11 protein-coding genes and 15 other annotated features are annotated in these 14,709 nt (G+C 55.0%); of the genes, 9 read left to right on the top strand and 2 right to left on the bottom strand.

Features of this window, described 5'->3' with window-relative positions; genetic code table 11:
* Nucleotides 1–200 precede the first annotated feature (200 nt).
* Nucleotides 201–206, top strand: a ribosome-binding site (putative RBS for dgoA; RegulonDB:STMS1H003791).
* Both dgoA and dgoT read left to right on the top strand, forming a co-directional pair.
* The gene (dgoA, locus tag STM3828; RefSeq protein ID NP_462728.1) for a 2-oxo-3-deoxygalactonate 6-phosphate aldolase occupies nt 201–1,360 on the top strand. Within the gene, nt 212–1,360 belong to an annotated coding region; the region does not span the whole gene. It overlaps the preceding feature by 6 nt.
* 78 nt (nt 1,361–1,438) lie before the next feature.
* Nucleotides 1,439–1,444: a ribosome-binding site (putative RBS for dgoT; RegulonDB:STMS1H003790), on the top strand.
* The gene (gene dgoT / locus STM3827) for an MFS family D-galactonate transport protein (protein NP_462727.1) occupies nt 1,439–2,782 on the top strand. Within the gene, nt 1,445–2,782 belong to an annotated coding region; the region does not span the whole gene. (Overlaps the previous feature by 6 nt.)
* 25 nt (nt 2,783–2,807) lie before the next feature.
* On the opposite strand, the gene torS is transcribed toward dgoT, so the two are convergent.
* Nucleotides 2,808–5,554, bottom strand: a protein-coding gene (torS, locus tag STM3826; protein NP_462726.1) for a sensory kinase in multi-component regulatory system with TorR (regulator) and TorT (periplasmic sensor). Within the gene, nt 2,808–5,543 belong to an annotated coding region; the region does not span the whole gene.
* Nucleotides 5,549–5,554: a ribosome-binding site (putative RBS for torS; RegulonDB:STMS1H003789), on the bottom strand. It overlaps the preceding gene by 6 nt.
* 54 nt (nt 5,555–5,608) lie before the next feature.
* Nucleotides 5,609–5,614 (top strand) — a ribosome-binding site (putative RBS for torT; RegulonDB:STMS1H003788).
* Here torS and torT point away from each other — a divergent pair.
* Nucleotides 5,609–6,663, top strand: a protein-coding gene (torT, locus tag STM3825) for a periplasmic sensor in multi-comopnent regulatory system with TorS (sensory kinase) and TorR (regulator) (protein NP_462725.1). Within the gene, nt 5,623–6,663 belong to an annotated coding region; the region does not span the whole gene. (Overlaps the previous feature by 6 nt.)
* On the opposite strand, the gene torR is transcribed toward torT, so the two are convergent.
* Nucleotides 6,636–7,328, bottom strand: a complete 693-nt coding sequence (gene torR / locus STM3824) for a response regulator in multi-component regualtory system wtih TorS (sensory kinase) and TorT (periplasmic sensor) (protein NP_462724.1) — start codon at nt 7,326–7,328, stop codon at nt 6,636–6,638. The genes torT and torR overlap by 28 nt on opposite strands.
* Nucleotides 7,295–7,301 (top strand) — a protein binding site (putative binding site for TorR, RegulonDB: STMS1H000374). It overlaps the preceding gene by 7 nt.
* Nucleotides 7,329–7,356: 28 nt before the next feature.
* Nucleotides 7,357–7,369 (top strand) — a protein binding site (putative binding site for TorR, RegulonDB: STMS1H000371).
* A gap of 9 nt (nt 7,370–7,378) precedes the next feature.
* Nucleotides 7,379–7,389: a protein binding site (putative binding site for TorR, RegulonDB: STMS1H000372), on the top strand.
* 2 nt (nt 7,390–7,391) lie between these two features.
* Nucleotides 7,392–7,400: a -35 signal (putative -35_signal for torC; RegulonDB:STMLTH004616), on the top strand.
* On the opposite strand from torR, the gene torC reads away from it, so the two are divergent.
* The 6 genes from torC to ccmB all read left to right on the top strand — a co-directional run bounded on the left by torC (nt 7,392) and on the right by ccmB (nt 14,678).
* Nucleotides 7,392–8,642, top strand: a protein-coding gene (gene torC / locus STM3823; RefSeq protein ID NP_462723.1) for a trimethylamine N-oxide reductase. Within the gene, nt 7,458–8,642 belong to an annotated coding region; the region does not span the whole gene. Its footprint overlaps the feature before it by 9 nt.
* Nucleotides 7,400–7,408: a protein binding site (putative binding site for TorR, RegulonDB: STMS1H000373), on the top strand. It overlaps the preceding gene by 9 nt.
* Nucleotides 7,408–7,416, top strand: a -10 signal (putative -10_signal for torC; RegulonDB:STMLTH004616). (Overlaps the previous feature by 1 nt.)
* Nucleotides 7,447–7,452, top strand: a ribosome-binding site (putative RBS for torC; RegulonDB:STMS1H003787).
* Nucleotides 8,619–8,624, top strand: a ribosome-binding site (putative RBS for torA; RegulonDB:STMS1H003786).
* Nucleotides 8,619–11,184, top strand: a protein-coding gene (gene torA / locus STM3822; protein NP_462722.1) for a trimethylamine N-oxide reductase subunit. Within the gene, nt 8,632–11,184 belong to an annotated coding region; the region does not span the whole gene. The genes torC and torA overlap by 24 nt, the downstream gene beginning before the upstream one ends.
* Nucleotides 11,164–11,169, top strand: a ribosome-binding site (putative RBS for torD; RegulonDB:STMS1H003785). Its footprint overlaps the gene before it by 6 nt.
* The gene (gene torD, locus STM3821) for a cytoplasmic chaperone which interacts with TorA (RefSeq protein ID NP_462721.1) occupies nt 11,164–11,809 on the top strand. Within the gene, nt 11,177–11,809 belong to an annotated coding region; the region does not span the whole gene. Before torA ends, torD begins: the two co-directional genes overlap by 21 nt.
* A gap of 177 nt (nt 11,810–11,986) precedes the next feature.
* Nucleotides 11,987–11,992: a ribosome-binding site (putative RBS for STM3820; RegulonDB:STMS1H003784), on the top strand.
* Nucleotides 11,987–13,399, top strand: a protein-coding gene (locus tag STM3820) for a putative cytochrome c peroxidase (RefSeq protein NP_462720.1). Within the gene, nt 11,999–13,399 belong to an annotated coding region; the region does not span the whole gene. Its footprint overlaps the feature before it by 6 nt.
* Nucleotides 13,400–13,404: 5 nt before the next feature.
* Entirely contained in the window at nt 13,405–14,022 is a 618-nt protein-coding gene (gene ccmA, locus STM3819; protein ID NP_462719.1) for a heme exporter protein, read from the top strand.
* Nucleotides 14,003–14,008: a ribosome-binding site (putative RBS for ccmB; RegulonDB:STMS1H003783), on the top strand. It overlaps the preceding gene by 6 nt.
* The gene (gene ccmB / locus STM3818; protein ID NP_462718.1) for a heme exporter protein occupies nt 14,003–14,678 on the top strand. Within the gene, nt 14,019–14,678 belong to an annotated coding region; the region does not span the whole gene. The genes ccmA and ccmB overlap by 20 nt, the downstream gene beginning before the upstream one ends.
* Nucleotides 14,679–14,709 lie beyond the last annotated feature (31 nt).

Below are 14,709 nucleotides of genomic sequence, written 5' to 3'. Positions count from 1 at the left end.
CGGGCTACATCAGCGCGCTGAAAGCGGTACTTCCGCCGGATGTTCCGCTATTTGCCGTCGGCGGCGTGACGCCGGAAAACCTAGCGCAATGGATTAAAGCAGGCTGTGTGGGCGCGGGATTGGGTAGCGATCTCTATCGCGCCGGGCAATCCGTTGAACGCACCGCGCAGCAGGCTGCGGCATTTGTTAATGCGTATCGAGAGGCAGTGAAATGAAAATAACTCACATCACCACGTACCGTTTACCTCCACGTTGGATGTTCCTGAAAATCGAAACGGATGAAGGCGTGGTTGGCTGGGGAGAGCCGGTCATTGAAGGTCGGGCACGTACTGTAGAGGCGGCAGTACATGAGTTTGCCGACTACCTGATAGGGAAAGATCCGGCGCGTATCAACGACCTGTGGCAGGTAATGTACCGGGCCGGTTTTTATCGCGGCGGCCCGATTATGATGAGCGCCATCGCCGGTATTGACCAGGCATTGTGGGATATCAAAGGCAAGGTGTTGAATGCGCCGGTCTGGCAGCTCATGGGCGGCCTGGTGCGCGACAAAATCAAGGCCTATAGCTGGGTGGGCGGCGATCGTCCGGCAGACGTCATTGACGGTATTGAAAAATTGCGCGGTATTGGTTTTGACACCTTCAAGCTGAACGGCTGTGAAGAGATGGGCGTGATTGATAACTCCCGTGCGGTGGATGCGGCGGTCAATACCGTGGCGCAAATCCGCGAAGCTTTCGGCAGTGAAATTGAGTTTGGGCTCGATTTCCACGGTCGCGTTAGCGCGCCGATGGCGAAGGTGCTGATTAAAGAACTGGAACCCTATCGTCCGCTGTTTATTGAAGAGCCGGTGCTGGCGGAACAGGCGGAATATTATCCGCGCCTGGCAGCGCAAACGCATATTCCGATTGCCGCAGGCGAACGTATGTTCTCGCGTTTTGAATTTAAACGCGTGCTGGACGCGGGTGGGCTGGCGATTCTACAGCCGGATTTATCCCACGCGGGCGGCATTACCGAATGCTATAAAATCGCCGGAATGGCGGAAGCATATGATGTGGCGCTGGCGCCGCATTGCCCGCTGGGTCCAATCGCCCTGGCTGCCTGCCTGCATATCGATTTTGTTTCGCGCAACGCGGTATTCCAGGAACAGAGTATGGGCATTCACTATAACAAGGGCGCGGAGCTGCTCGACTTTGTGAAAAATAAAGAAGACTTCAGCATGGACGGCGGCTTCTTTAAACCCTTAACCAAACCGGGTCTTGGCGTAGACATTGACGAGGCCAGGGTGATTGAACTTAGCAAAAGCGCGCCGGACTGGCGTAATCCGTTGTGGCGGCACGCTGACGGATCGGTAGCCGAGTGGTGATCGCCACGCTGTAGGCTCAACAAACGTCGCCCTCCGGGCAACCCAATTTAAATATAAAAACACACCCTCTGTAATTTACAGGGCATGGTGAGCGGCCTCGCTATGCCCAGAATCTGGAGACAGATGACGATGGATATTTCAGTTACAGCAGCACAGCCGGGGCGTCGCCGCTATCTGACGCTGGTGATGATCTTTATTACCGTGGTGATTTGCTACGTCGATCGCGCCAACCTTGCCGTAGCTTCCATGCATATTCAAAAAGAATTCGGCATTACCAAAGCGGAAATGGGCTATGTCTTCTCCGCTTTTGCCTGGCTCTATACGTTATGCCAGATCCCCGGCGGCTGGTTTCTCGACCGTATTGGGTCCCGGCTGACCTATTTTATCGCTATCTTCGGCTGGTCAGTCGCAACGCTATTGCAGGGGTTTGCGACGGGACTATTGTCGCTTATCGGCCTGCGCGCTATTACCGGGATTTTCGAGGCGCCGGCCTTTCCGGCAAATAACCGGATGGTCACTAGCTGGTTTCCGGAGCATGAGCGCGCATCCGCAGTCGGGTTCTACACCTCCGGACAGTTCGTCGGACTGGCATTCCTTACGCCGCTGCTGATCTGGATTCAGGAAATGCTGAGCTGGCACTGGGTCTTTATCGTCACCGGCGGTATCGGGATTATCTGGTCATTGGTCTGGTTTAAGGTTTATCAACCGCCGCGTTTGACGAAAAGCCTTAGCCAGGCGGAGTTGGAGTATATTCGCGATGGCGGTGGTCTGGTGGATGGCGATGCGCCAGCGAAAAAAGAGGCCCGCCAGCCGCTGACGAAAGCCGACTGGAAACTGGTGTTCCATCGTAAGCTGGTGGGCGTCTACCTCGGTCAGTTCGCCGTAAACTCTACGCTATGGTTCTTTCTGACCTGGTTCCCTAATTATCTGACCCAGGAAAAAGGCATTACCGCGCTAAAAGCGGGCTTTATGACGACCGTACCGTTCCTGGCTGCCTTTTTTGGCGTACTGCTCTCCGGCTGGCTGGCGGATAAACTGGTGAAAAAAGGCTTCTCGCTGGGCGTGGCGCGCAAAACGCCGATTATTTGCGGTTTGCTCATCTCCACATGCATTATGGGCGCTAACTACACTAACGATCCGTTGTGGATTATGGCGTTGATGGCGATAGCTTTCTTCGGCAACGGATTTGCGTCCATTACCTGGTCGTTAATCTCTTCCCTTGCGCCGATGCGGTTGATTGGCCTTACCGGCGGTATGTTTAACTTTATCGGTGGGTTAGGCGGGATTAGCGTACCGTTAGTGATTGGTTATCTGGCGCAAAGCTACGGTTTTGCTCCGGCGCTGGTCTATATCTCCGTTGTGGCCCTGCTGGGCGCGCTGTCTTACATCCTGTTAGTGGGCGATGTGAAACGCGTCGGATAAGTTGGCCGTGGCGAGCCGGAAGTCATTATGGCGAAGGATGACCGGCTATCCATGCGTCGAGCGCCGTCACTCCCTGCGTCACGATAGTTTTAATATCTATATCGCTAAGCGGTTGCAACTCCAGTTCCCGACAGGCTTCGGTTGCCTGCGTCATCCCCAGGCTGGCGCAGCCGCTTTTTAATTTATGCGCCAGCCGCTTAATGTTAACGTCGTCATTCATGGCGCGCGCCGCCTCGATCTCCTCGACTAAAGGCAGCGCGCTGTCTTTGAATAACGCGACCCATTGCCGGAGTTTTTCCGGGCCGACAGACGCCATATCGCCGGCAAGCTGATGTTCATTCAACATCGCCCGCGCGTTGTGAGATTTGCCCTGTAAATAGTGCGCTATCATGCGGTAAAGCTCTTCGCGGGGAACGGGCTTTTGAATAATCCCGCAGAAAAGACCGGCGGTACGCTGACGAAGATTATCGTCTATCACATGTGCGCTAAAACCAATGCGTTTCATGGCGGGATACAGGCTCATCAACTGCTGCGCCAGGGTTAAGCCGTCATAATCCGGCAAATCAAAATCCACCAGCGCGACATCAAAGGACTCGCCTTCGGCTAAACAGCGTAGCGCGTCATTCGCGCTTTCAGCAAGTGAGACCTTCACCCCTTTGCCCGTGAGCATTTCAGCGGTAATACGCTGCGTCAGCATATTATCTTCAATCAGCAACAAGCGTAGTCCGTTAAGATTTATCGGTTCCCTGAACGCACTTTTACTTGCGGGTTTGGAGTGGCAAACCGGCAGTTGTAAACGAAAACAACTGCCAACATGAAGCGTACTGGTGACGGTTAGCGTCCCGCCCATCGCCTCTGCCAGGCTGGCGCTGATAGCCAGCCCCAGGCCCGTCCCGCCCCGGCGTCCTGTCGCCTGCACAAACGGTTTGAAAATAGCCGTCAGCTTCGCTTCAGGAATACCGCATCCGGTATCTTCAACCTCAATAAACCAGCTCTGATCGTCGCAAAACGTGCGCAGCACTATGCTGCCGCGATCGGTAAATTTCGCCGCATTACTTAAAAGATTAATCACAATTTGACGTATCCGGCGCGGATCGCCTTGTAGCGTTGAGGGGAGTTGCTCGCTAAAGTCGGTGATGAGCGCCACCTGAACGCGGCTGTGCATTAAATGCAGCGCGCTATTCAACAATTGTCGCGGTTCAAACGGTTCCTCGCTAATGGAAACGTTGGTGCCGCCTACTTCAATCGCCGAGTAATCAAGAATATCGTTAAGAATCGCCAGTAGCGATTCGCCTGAATCATTAATGGCCTGTAAATCGTCGCGGTAGTTTGTCATGAGCGGTTTATCGGCCAGCAATTGTACCGTACCGAGAATGCCGTAAAGCGGCGTGCGAATTTCATGGCTCATGGCGGCAAGGAACGTCGATTTCGCCTCGTTGGCCTTTTCCGCTTCGGCGCGCGCCTGCCGGTGTTCCAGCACCAGCGCATGAAGTTCCGCCGTTTGCGATCGCACCTGTTCCGCCAAATCCTCACGATGGCGGTTCAATTTGCGCACGTTGGCGCGAAACGCTTCCATCAGACGGCTGATGGTATCCAGTTCGCTGACGCCAGCCGCCTCCGGAAATGGCGAGTCAATATCGCCCTCCAGTAGCCGCTGTAAGGCCTGCGTTTGTTGCGCCAGCGGGCGGGATACGGAGCGGTAAACCACTCGCCAAAGAATAAAACTTAATGAGCACAGCGCCAGGATGCCTAAGATCACTAACCCTATTTGCCCACGCTGACTGGCGTGTGTAAGACGCGCTAACCCAGCCTCGTTTCGTTTTTCGATGGCGTTCACCAACTGCGACACTTCCGTACTGAAGCGGGTAAACTGAAAGAGGTTATTGGCCATAAGCGTTTGAAGCTGGTCGCGGATGGCGTTTTCCTTACGAAACAGGGTAACCAGTGTGGTGTACTGGTTTATTGTCTCCAGCGCGTCGGCGATTTGGGCGCGAACGGTAGGATCTTCTATACGCTGCTGGCGGCGGGATAAAATTTTAACCAACTGATTAAGTTTTTCATCGGTGTCTTCGGCATCGCTCAGCCCTTGCGCGTCTTTTAAGGTCACAATGAGCTGCTTAAACCGCAGGGCATTGACCCGCAACTCATTCATCTGATTCACATACTCAAGGTCGATATCAATCAGTCGGTCAAGCGCGCGTTCAGCCTGATCCCCTTTACCGCTTTCGATAAGATCGTAAATACCGGCCTGGGTGGCGCCTGCAGATGTCGCTGCATTATTGGCCTGACCGTGAGCCTGGGCGGCAATGCTTTCCGCCGCCTCCGCAATCTGGCGGCTTAACTGCTGTTGCTGTGCGCGCAGCGTGAGAATTTCACCGACCAGCGTTCCCTGTTGCCCAAGCGTTTGTGCAATCTCTTTTTCTTGCCGGGCGATGGCCGAGGTATTAAACCCCTGCTCGCTTAATGCCTGCAAAAGATGGTTAATTTTAAGGCTTTGCGCTTTCAGCATCTTCCCCTGCGCCAGCCAAACGCCCTCACTGTCGGCATTGGTCAGATTTTGCGCGGAAAAGAGCTCGTAAGCGCTGGCTTCGCTTAACTGCCTGGCCATATTCATCGTGGGGAGCAGCGCTTGCGTATTGGTTTGCTCCACCTGACTAATGACGCGCAGGCTTATCCAGCCGATCACGGTGCTGAGCAGGGTGAGCGCCGCCATCAGGGCGAAGGCCAGCCATAATCTGCGGGTCAGTGAAGGCGTTGACATTTATGCGCCGCGGGTGAAATGGGTTGAGTTGCCGCCGGAAAAACCATTAGGATAAAACCTTGTTGCTGGTGGGGCTATCATGCGCGCGCTTATTTCGTTCTTTTTTTTGATAATCATCGTCTCGAATATAGAAACGGCGTCAGCCGAAACCGGACTGCTACACTGGACGCGCGCCGATCGGGCGATTCCCTGGCGGCAAACGTCAGTCAATGCGAGTAAACCCTGGAAACTGTGCGCATTATACCCCAGCCTGAAAGATTCTTACTGGTTGTCCGTCAACTACGGGATGCAAAAAGCGGCCAAATTGTATGGCGTTGATTTAAAAGTGCTGGAAGCGAATGGCTATCGGCAACTGGCGACGCAACAACAGCAAATGATGCAGTGCCGGGAGTGGGGCGCCGACGCTATTCTGCTTGGCAGCAGTACCATTCGTTTCCCGGAACTGGAACGGTATGCCGGTAATGTGCCGGTTATTGAAGTGGCGAACGTGATACGCGACGCCAGCGTGGCAACTCACGTCGGTCTGCCGTGGTTTCAGATGGGTTATCTGCCGGGACGTTTCCTGGTGCAGTGGAGCAAAGGAAAAGCGCTTAACGTTTTACTCTTCCCGGGGCCGGAAGAAGCCGGCGGCAGTCAGGAGATGGTGGCGGGTTTTCGTCAGGCAATTAAAGGCAGCGCCATCAACATTGTGGATATCGCCTGGGGCGATAACGACATTGAAGTGCAGCGAAACTTACTCCAGGAAATGCTGGAACGCCATCCGGACGCCAATGTGGTCGCCGGGTCGGCGATAGCGGCGGAGGCGGCGATGGGCGAAGGGCGTAATTTGACGACTCCGCTCACGATCGTCTCATTTTATCTGACGCATCAGGTTTATCGCGGTTTAAAACGCGGCCATATCCTGATGGCGCTCAGCGATCAGATGGCCTGGCAGGGAGAATTAGCGATAACGCAGTCGATTAAGGTCTTACAGGGGCAACCGGTGCCTGAAAATATCAGCCCGCCGGTGCTTATTTTGACGCATAACAACGCCGACAGCGCGCGCGTTCGCCGTTCGCTATCGCCTCCGGGATTTCGGCCCGTCTATCTGTATCAATACACCTCCGAGGCTAAAAAGTAGCCTTCGCCATGCTGTGTGACCAGCAGTTCCGGCGTAATTTTATGACGTAAGCGGCGAACCAGGACATCAATCGTGCGGAGATCCGGAGTCTCTACGCGGCGGGCGGAAAGCATTCGCAGCAGACGTTCGCGATGCAGCACTTTGCCTGGGTTGGTCACAAAGGCCAGCAGTAGCTCGTACTCCGCGCGCGTAAGCTTAATGGCTTCACCGTTGTGCTCCAGCGTGTGATTCATCACGTTCAGGCAGTAGCCGGAAAACATATAGCAGTTTTCACTGGCATTTTGCGGCGTGGGGCGGGCCAGATCGATACGCCACAAAAGATTTTTTACCCGCACTACCAGCTCGCGCAGTTCCAGCGGCTTGGTGACGTAGTCGTCCGCGCCCATCTCCAGCCCGACGATGCGGTCGATTTGGTCGCAACGCCCCGTCACCAGAATAATGCCCACCGTGGAACGTTCGCGTAGCGCCCTGGTCAGCATCAACCCGTTTTCATCGGGGAGGTTGATATCCAGCAGGATCAGCGAAACGTGCTCATGCTCCATGATGTCACGCAGGCCCGCGCCGCTGTCGGTCACCGAAACGCGATACCCCTCCTGCTCAAAATAGGCCTGTAATCTGGCCTGAGTAACAGGTTCATCCTCAACAATAACAATGTGATGTGACATCCTGCGCGCGGTCTCTTTCTGTTCATATCTGTTCATATATTGCCGTATCCCGTTCATCCTGACCAGTGACGCTGTTCATATTTGCGGAATAAGATCTGCGCATTAAACCATATAATTACAGGGGCTATTATGCGAAAACTCTGGAGAGCGCTACTCAGGCCAAGCGCCCGTTGGTCGATACTGGCGCTGGTCATTGTCGGGATTGTGATCGGCGTTGCGCTGATCGTGTTACCTCACGTCGGTATCAAACTGACCAGTACGACAGAGTTTTGCGTCAGCTGCCATAGTATGCAGCCGGTGTATCAGGAATATAAACAGTCCGTACATTTCCAGAACGCTTCCGGCGTACGCGCGGAATGCCACGATTGCCATATCCCCCCTGATATTCCAGGCATGGTGAAACGTAAGCTGGAAGCCAGCAACGATCTTTACCAGACATTTATCGCCCACTCGATTGATACCCCGGAAAAATTTGAAGCCAAACGCGCCGAGCTTGCCGAGCGTGAATGGGCGCGCATGAAAGAGAATAACTCCGCGACCTGTCGTTCCTGCCATAACTACGATGCGATGGATCACGCGAAACAGAACCCGGAAGCGGCGCGGCAAATGAAAATCGCCGCGAAAGAAAATCAATCCTGCATCGACTGCCATAAAGGGATTGCCCACCAGCTACCGGATATGAGCAGCGGTTTCCGCAAACAGTTTGATGAACTGCGCGCCAGCGCCAGTACGCATAATGACGGCGATACGCTCTATTCGCTGGATATCAAGCCGATTTACGCCGCTAAAGGCGATAAAGAACCGGCAGGTTCGCTGTTACCTGCTTCTGAAGTGAAAGTCCTTAAACGGGACGGTGACTGGCTGCAAGTGCAAATCGAAGGCTGGACGGAGACGGACGGTCGCCAGCGCGTGCTGACGCAGTTGCCCGGTAAACGTATTTTTGTCGCCTCGATTCGCGGCGATGTGCAACAGCATGTGAAAACGCTGGAAGAGACCACCGTCGCGGCGACCAATACTCAGTGGAGCAAATTACAGGCAACTGCGTGGATGCAAAAAGGCGACATGGTAAATGACATTAAACCGATTTGGGCCTATGCCGACTCCCTCTATAACGGCACCTGTAATCAGTGTCACGGCGCGCCGGACAAAGCGCACTTTGACGCTAACGGCTGGATCGGCACGCTCAACGGCATGATCGGTTTCACCAGTCTGGATAAGCGTGAAGAACGTACCTTGTTGAAATATCTCCAGATGAATGCGTCTGATACCACCAACACGCCGCACAGCGATAAGGGAGAACACAATGAAAAATAAGGACTCGTTACACGTCTCTCGTCGACGTTTTCTGGCGCAGCTTGGCGGCTTGACGGTGGCAGGAATGCTGGGGCCGTCACTACTGACGCCCCGTAGCGCCCGCGCAGCGGATGCCGTTGCGCCAGGCGCCGCGACGAAAGAGGGTATCCTTACCGGTTCTCACTGGGGGGCGATTCGCGCCACGGTGGTTGACGGTCGATTTGTGGCGGCAAAACCGTTTGAACAGGATAAATACCCGTCCAAAATGATCGCCGGCCTGCCCGATCACGTCCACAACGCGGCGCGTATTCGCTATCCGATGGTGCGCGTCGACTGGATGCGCAAAGGTCATCAAAGCGACACCTCGCAGCGCGGCGATAATCGTTTTGTGCGCGTCTCCTGGGATGAAGCGCTGGATCTGTTCTATCAGGAACTGGAGCGGGTGCAAAAAACCTACGGGCCGAGCGCGCTACTGACGGCGAGCGGTTGGCAATCTACCGGCATGTTCCATAACGCCTCCGGGATGCTGGCGCGCGCGATTGCGCTACATGGCAATAGCGTTAGCACGGGAGGGGACTATTCGACCGGCGCGGCGCAGGTGATTCTGCCGCGCGTGGTGGGTTCAATGGAAGTGTACGAGCAGCAAACGTCATGGCCTCTGGTTTTACAGAACAGTAAAACGATTGTGCTATGGGGTTCTGATATGGTGAAAAACCAGCAGGCAAACTGGTGGTGCCCGGATCACGATGTCTATCAGTACTATGAACAATTAAAAGAGAAGGTTGCCAGCGGCGCTATCTCGGTCATCAGCATCGACCCGGTCGTCACCTCCACGCACGATTATCTGGGGCGCGATAAGGTCAAACATATCGCCATTAACCCGCAGACGGATGTCCCGTTACAACTGGCGCTGGCGCATACCCTGTACAGCGAGAAACTGTACGATAAAAATTTCCTCGATAACTACTGCGTCGGTTTTGACCAGTTCCTCCCCTATTTGCTGGGCGAGAAAGATGGACAGCCCAAAGATGCCGCCTGGGCGGAAAAACTGTGCGGTATTGACGCCGACACCATCCGCGCGTTGGCGCGGCAGATGGCGGGCGACAGAACGCAAATCATCGCTGGCTGGTGCGTACAACGTATGCAGCATGGCGAACAGTGGTCATGGATGGTCGTCGTGCTGGCGGCAATGCTGGGACAGATTGGTTTACCGGGCGGCGGCTTTGGTTTTGGCTGGCACTATAACGGCGCCGGGACGCCTGGTCGTAAAGGGATCATTTTAAGCGGCTTTTCCGGTTCGACGACCGTTCCGCCAGTGCACGACAGCACGGATTACAAAGGCTACAGCAGCACCATTCCTATTGCGCGTTTTATGGATGCCATTCTTGAACCGGGCAAGATCATTAACTGGAACGGCAAATCGGTTAAATTACCGCCGCTGAAGATGTGCGTGTTCGCCGGGACCAACCCGTTCCACCGACACCAACAAATTAACCGCATAATTGAAGGCTGGCGCAAGCTGGAAACGGTCATCGCCATTGATAACCAGTGGACGTCGACCTGCCGCTTTGCGGATATCGTTTTGCCGGCTACCACCCAATTTGAGCGTAACGACCTCGATCAGTTCGGCAACCACTCTAACCGCGGCATTATCGCCATGAAACAGGTGGTGTCGCCGCAGTTTGAAGCGCGTAACGACTTTGATATTTTCCGCGATCTCTGCCGACGCTTTAACCGTGAAGCGGCATTCACGGAAGGTCTTGATGAAATGGGCTGGCTGAAACGCATCTGGCAGGAAGGGAGCCAGCAGGGAAAAGGTCGCGGTATCCACTTACCGATTTTCGAGGTGTTCTGGAATCAACAGGAGTACATCGAGTTTGATCATCCGCAGATGTTTGTACGCCATCAGGCTTTCCGTGAAGATCCGGACCTGGAGCCGTTGGGCACGCCAAGCGGTTTGATCGAGATTTACTCCAAAACCATCGCCGACATGCAATACGACGATTGTCAGGGCCATCCCATGTGGTTCGAAAAAATCGAACGCTCGCATGGCGGGCCGGGATCGCAGCGCTGGCCGCTGCACTTACAATCCGTCCACCCTGATTTCCGTCTGCATTCCCAACTGTGCGAGTCGGAAACGCTGCGTCAGCAATATGCCGTTGGCGGCAAGGAGCCGGTCTTTATTAACCCACAGGATGCCAGCGCGCGCGGGATCCGCAACGGTGACATCGTGCGGGTATTCAATGCACGCGGGCAGGTACTGGCGGGAGCGGTAGTTTCCGATCGCTATGCGCCGGGCGTGGCGCGAATTCATGAAGGCGCCTGGTACGATCCTGATAAAGGCGGCGATCTCAACGCGTTGTGTAAGTACGGCAACCCTAACGTATTAACGCTGGATATCGGTACATCACAGCTTGCGCAGGCGACCAGCGCGCATACGACGCTGGTGGAAATTGAAAAATATACCGGCCCTATGGATAACGTCACGGCGTTTAACGGTCCGGTCGAGATGGTCGCGCAGTGTGAATATGTACCCGCATCGCAGGGGAATCCGCATGATTAAGCAGCCAGCGCTTGCTCAGGAACAGTACGCCTGCGTATATGCATGGCTGGCGTTACTCTTTTTCCGGGAAGTGGATGATGAAGGGTTAATACAATTACAGTCCGCGGAGATCGCGGACTGGCTGGCGCTGTTAAAGCGTCAGCCTGCGCTGGCGGCGTCGGTGGCGTTACTCGAACAAAAAATTGCCGCGCTTAGCCTGCGCCAGGATGCGCAGCTGGAGCTGGCCGCAGATTTTTGCGGATTGTTCCTGATGACGGATAAAAAATCGGCCTTGCCCTACGCCTCGCAATACCCGCAGCAGGAACCCGGCATGATTAAACATTTATTGCTTGAAGCCGGGATGGAAGTCAACGACGATTTTAAAGAGCCGACCGACCACCTGGCGATTTATCTGGAATTACTCAGCCATTTACATTTTTCATTGGGTGAATCGTTCCAACAACGGAGAATGAATAAATTACGCCAGAAAACATTGTCGTCATTACTGGAATGGCTTCCGGAATTTACAAATAATTGCCTTAAGCATGATCCCTATGGCTTTTATGCTGCGTTAAGTCAATTATTGTTGGCTATCGTTCGTTTTGATGACGGAAAAGAGGATTTATCCATTGTTGCTGCTGAATAAACCCTGTGACGGACATCGCAAAATAAATCTTACGATAGTCGGGGGTTATCATATCTATAGGTTTAGCCAATTGTAATTATTGATACCAATCAATATCCATGATGGGTTTGTATTTAGTATTGACGGGCCTCATGAGTAAAAAAATAAAATTTAATTAATCATGCCGCAATACCCCATAAGGATAGTGATATGAAAAAAATTACCCTCTATGCGACAACAGTTATCACCGTTGGGCTGTTATGTTATTTAGGTTTGTCCGGGTATGTATGGTATTACGACAAACAGCGCAGTAAAAAAAGCGATGTGCAGGCCTCGGTTGTGGGTGAAAATAATAAAATACTGGGTTATTTCAGGGAGAAAGGATGTGATTATTGTCATACGCCTTCCGCTGAATTGCCTTTTTATTCCTCTTTTCCGGTGGCAAAGCAGCTAATGGATTACGATATCCAGCTCGGCTACAAGTCGTTTAACCTGGAGGCGGTACGGGCCGCCCTGATTGCGGATACGCCGGTGCCGCAAAGCGAACTGAATAAAATTGAATGGGTTATGCAACATCAGACTATGCCGCCAACCCGCTATGTCGCGCTGCACTGGGCGGGGGGCGTCAGCGATAAAGAGCGTACTGACATCCTGAACTGGATAGCCGATCAGCGTGAGCGCAACTATGCCAGCGCCGATACCGACCCGGCGCACCGGAATGAACCCGTTCAGCCTATTCCGCGCAATATTCCCGTCGATGCGAAAAAAGTCGACTTAGGTTTCCGGCTTTATCATGATGAACGTTTATCCGGCGACAGCACAATATCCTGTGCGCATTGTCACGCGTTAAATGCGGGCGGTGTCGATGGCAGAAAAACCTCAATTGGCGTTGGCGGTGCGGTAGGACCAATAAATGCGCCGACGGTATTCAACTCCGTATTTAATATCGAACAATTTTGGGATGGTCGTGCTGCAACCCTGCAGGAGCAAGCAGGAGGACCACCGTTAAATCCTATTGAAATGGCCTCTAAATCCTGGGATGAAATTATTAGCAAGCTTGATAAAGATCCTGTCCTGAAAAAAGATTTCCAGGCGGTTTATCCGCAAGGATTTACCGGGGAAAATATTACTGATGCGATCGCCGAATTCGAAAAAACGTTGATAACGCCGGATTCCGCCTTTGATAAATGGCTACGTGGAGATGAAAATGCGCTGACCGCGCAACAGAAACACGGTTATCAATTATTTAAAGAGAATAAATGTGCAACCTGTCACGGCGGTATCATTTTAGGCGGGCGCTCTTTTGAACCATTGGGATTAAAGCGAGACTTTAATTTTGGCGAAATTACCGCAGCGGATATTGGTCGTATGAACGTCACCAAAGAGGTTCGCGATAAATTACGGCAAAAAGTCCCGGGCTTACGCAACGTCGCGTTAACAGCGCCTTATTTCCATCGGGGCGACGTACCGACGCTGGATGGAGCGGTAAAACTGATGCTGCGTTATCAGGTTGGCACCGATCTGCCGCAAAACGATATTGACGATATCGTCGCCTTCCTGGAAAGCCTGACCGGTGTTTATACGCCATATCAACCTGAATATGCGCAATGACAATGATGCTTGAAGCCAGAGATCTGTACTGCGAGCGGGACGAGAGGACGCTGTTTCGCGGGCTGTCGTTCACCGTGGACGCCGGGGAGTGGGTGCAGGTCACCGGCGGCAACGGCGCCGGAAAAACCACCCTGCTGCGCCTGCTGACCGGGCTGGCGCGCCCGGACGGCGGGGAGGTGTACTGGCAGGGCGAACCCCTGCGCCGCGTGCGCGACAGCTTCCATCGCAGTCTGCTGTGGATAGGGCACCAGCCGGGGATCAAAACCCGCCTGACGGCGCGGGAGAACCTGCACTTCTTCCACCCCGGCGACGGCGCGCGTCTCCCGGAGGCGCTGGCGCAGGCCGGGCTGGCGGGATTTGAGGACGTGCCGGTCGCTCAGCTCTCGGCCGGGCAGCAGCGCCGGGTGGCGCTGGCCCGCCTGTGGCTGACCCGCGCCGCGCTGTGGGTGCTCGACGAACCGTTCACCGCCATTGACGTTAACGGCGTGGCGCGCCTCACCCGGCGGATGGCGGCGCACACGGCGCAGGGCGGGATGGTCATTCTCACCACCCACCAGCCGCTGCCGGGGGCCGCGGACACCGTCCGCCGCCTGGCGCTGACCGGCGGGGGGGCCGGGCTGTGATGTGGCGTGTCTTCTGTCTCGAACTGCGCGTGGCGTTCCGCCACGGCGCGGACATCGCCGGCCCGCTGTGGTTCTTCCTGATGGTCATCACCCTGTTTCCGTTAAGCGTCGGGCCGCAGCCGCAGCTGCTGGCGCGTATCGCGCCGGGCATCATCCAGGTGGCGGCGCTGCTGGCCTCGCTGCTGGCGCTGGAGCGGCTGTTTCGCGACGACCTGCAGGACGGCAGCCTGGAGCAGCTGATGCTGCTGCCGGTGCCGCTGCCGGCGGTGGTGCTGGCGAAGGTGCTGGCCCACTGGGCGGTGACCGGCCTGCCGCTGATTATGCTCTCCCCGCTGGTGGCGCTGCTGCTGGGGATGGACGTGTACGGCTGGAAAATCATGGCGCTGACGCTGCTGCTCGGCACGCCGGCGCTGGGGTTTCTCGCCGCGCCGGGCGTTGCGCTGACGGCCGGGCTGCGGCGCGGCGGCGTCCTGCTGGGCATTCTGGTGCTGCCGCTGAGTGTCCCGGTGCTGATTTTCGCCGCCGCGGCGATGGACGCGGCATCGATGCATTTACCCGCTGACGGCTATCTGGCGGTGCTGGGAGCGCTGCTGGCGGGCAGCGCGACGTTAAGCCCGTTCGCCACCGCGGCGGCGCTGCGCCTCAGCGTGCAGTAGCGCCCCGGCGCGACGGACATTTTACTGGTTT

Origin of the sequence: Salmonella enterica subsp. enterica serovar Typhimurium str. LT2 (assembly GCF_000006945.2) — a bacterium.
Classification (GTDB): Bacteria; Pseudomonadota; Gammaproteobacteria; order Enterobacterales; family Enterobacteriaceae; genus Salmonella; species Salmonella enterica.
This window is presented reverse-complemented; position numbering and strand designations above follow the sequence as displayed.

What these genes read in the sequence shown, in the direction of transcription:
- dgoA (NP_462728.1), top strand. Translation starts at nt 212, where the DNA reads ATGAAAATAACTCACATCACCACGTACCGTTTACCTCCACGTTGGATG.
- dgoT (NP_462727.1), top strand. Translation starts at nt 1,445, where the DNA reads ATGGTGAGCGGCCTCGCTATGCCCAGAATCTGGAGACAGATGACGATG.
- torS (NP_462726.1), bottom strand. Translation starts at nt 5,543, where the DNA reads ATGTCAACGCCTTCACTGACCCGCAGATTATGGCTGGCCTTCGCCCTG.
- torT (NP_462725.1), top strand. Translation starts at nt 5,623, where the DNA reads ATGCGCGCGCTTATTTCGTTCTTTTTTTTGATAATCATCGTCTCGAAT.
- torR (NP_462724.1), bottom strand. Translation starts at nt 7,328, where the DNA reads ATGTCACATCACATTGTTATTGTTGAGGATGAACCTGTTACTCAGGCC.
- torC (NP_462723.1), top strand. Translation starts at nt 7,458, where the DNA reads ATGCGAAAACTCTGGAGAGCGCTACTCAGGCCAAGCGCCCGTTGGTCG.
- torA (NP_462722.1), top strand. Translation starts at nt 8,632, where the DNA reads ATGAAAAATAAGGACTCGTTACACGTCTCTCGTCGACGTTTTCTGGCG.
- torD (NP_462721.1), top strand. Translation starts at nt 11,177, where the DNA reads ATGATTAAGCAGCCAGCGCTTGCTCAGGAACAGTACGCCTGCGTATAT.
- STM3820 (NP_462720.1), top strand. Translation starts at nt 11,999, where the DNA reads ATGAAAAAAATTACCCTCTATGCGACAACAGTTATCACCGTTGGGCTG.
- ccmA (NP_462719.1), top strand. Translation starts at nt 13,405, where the DNA reads ATGCTTGAAGCCAGAGATCTGTACTGCGAGCGGGACGAGAGGACGCTG.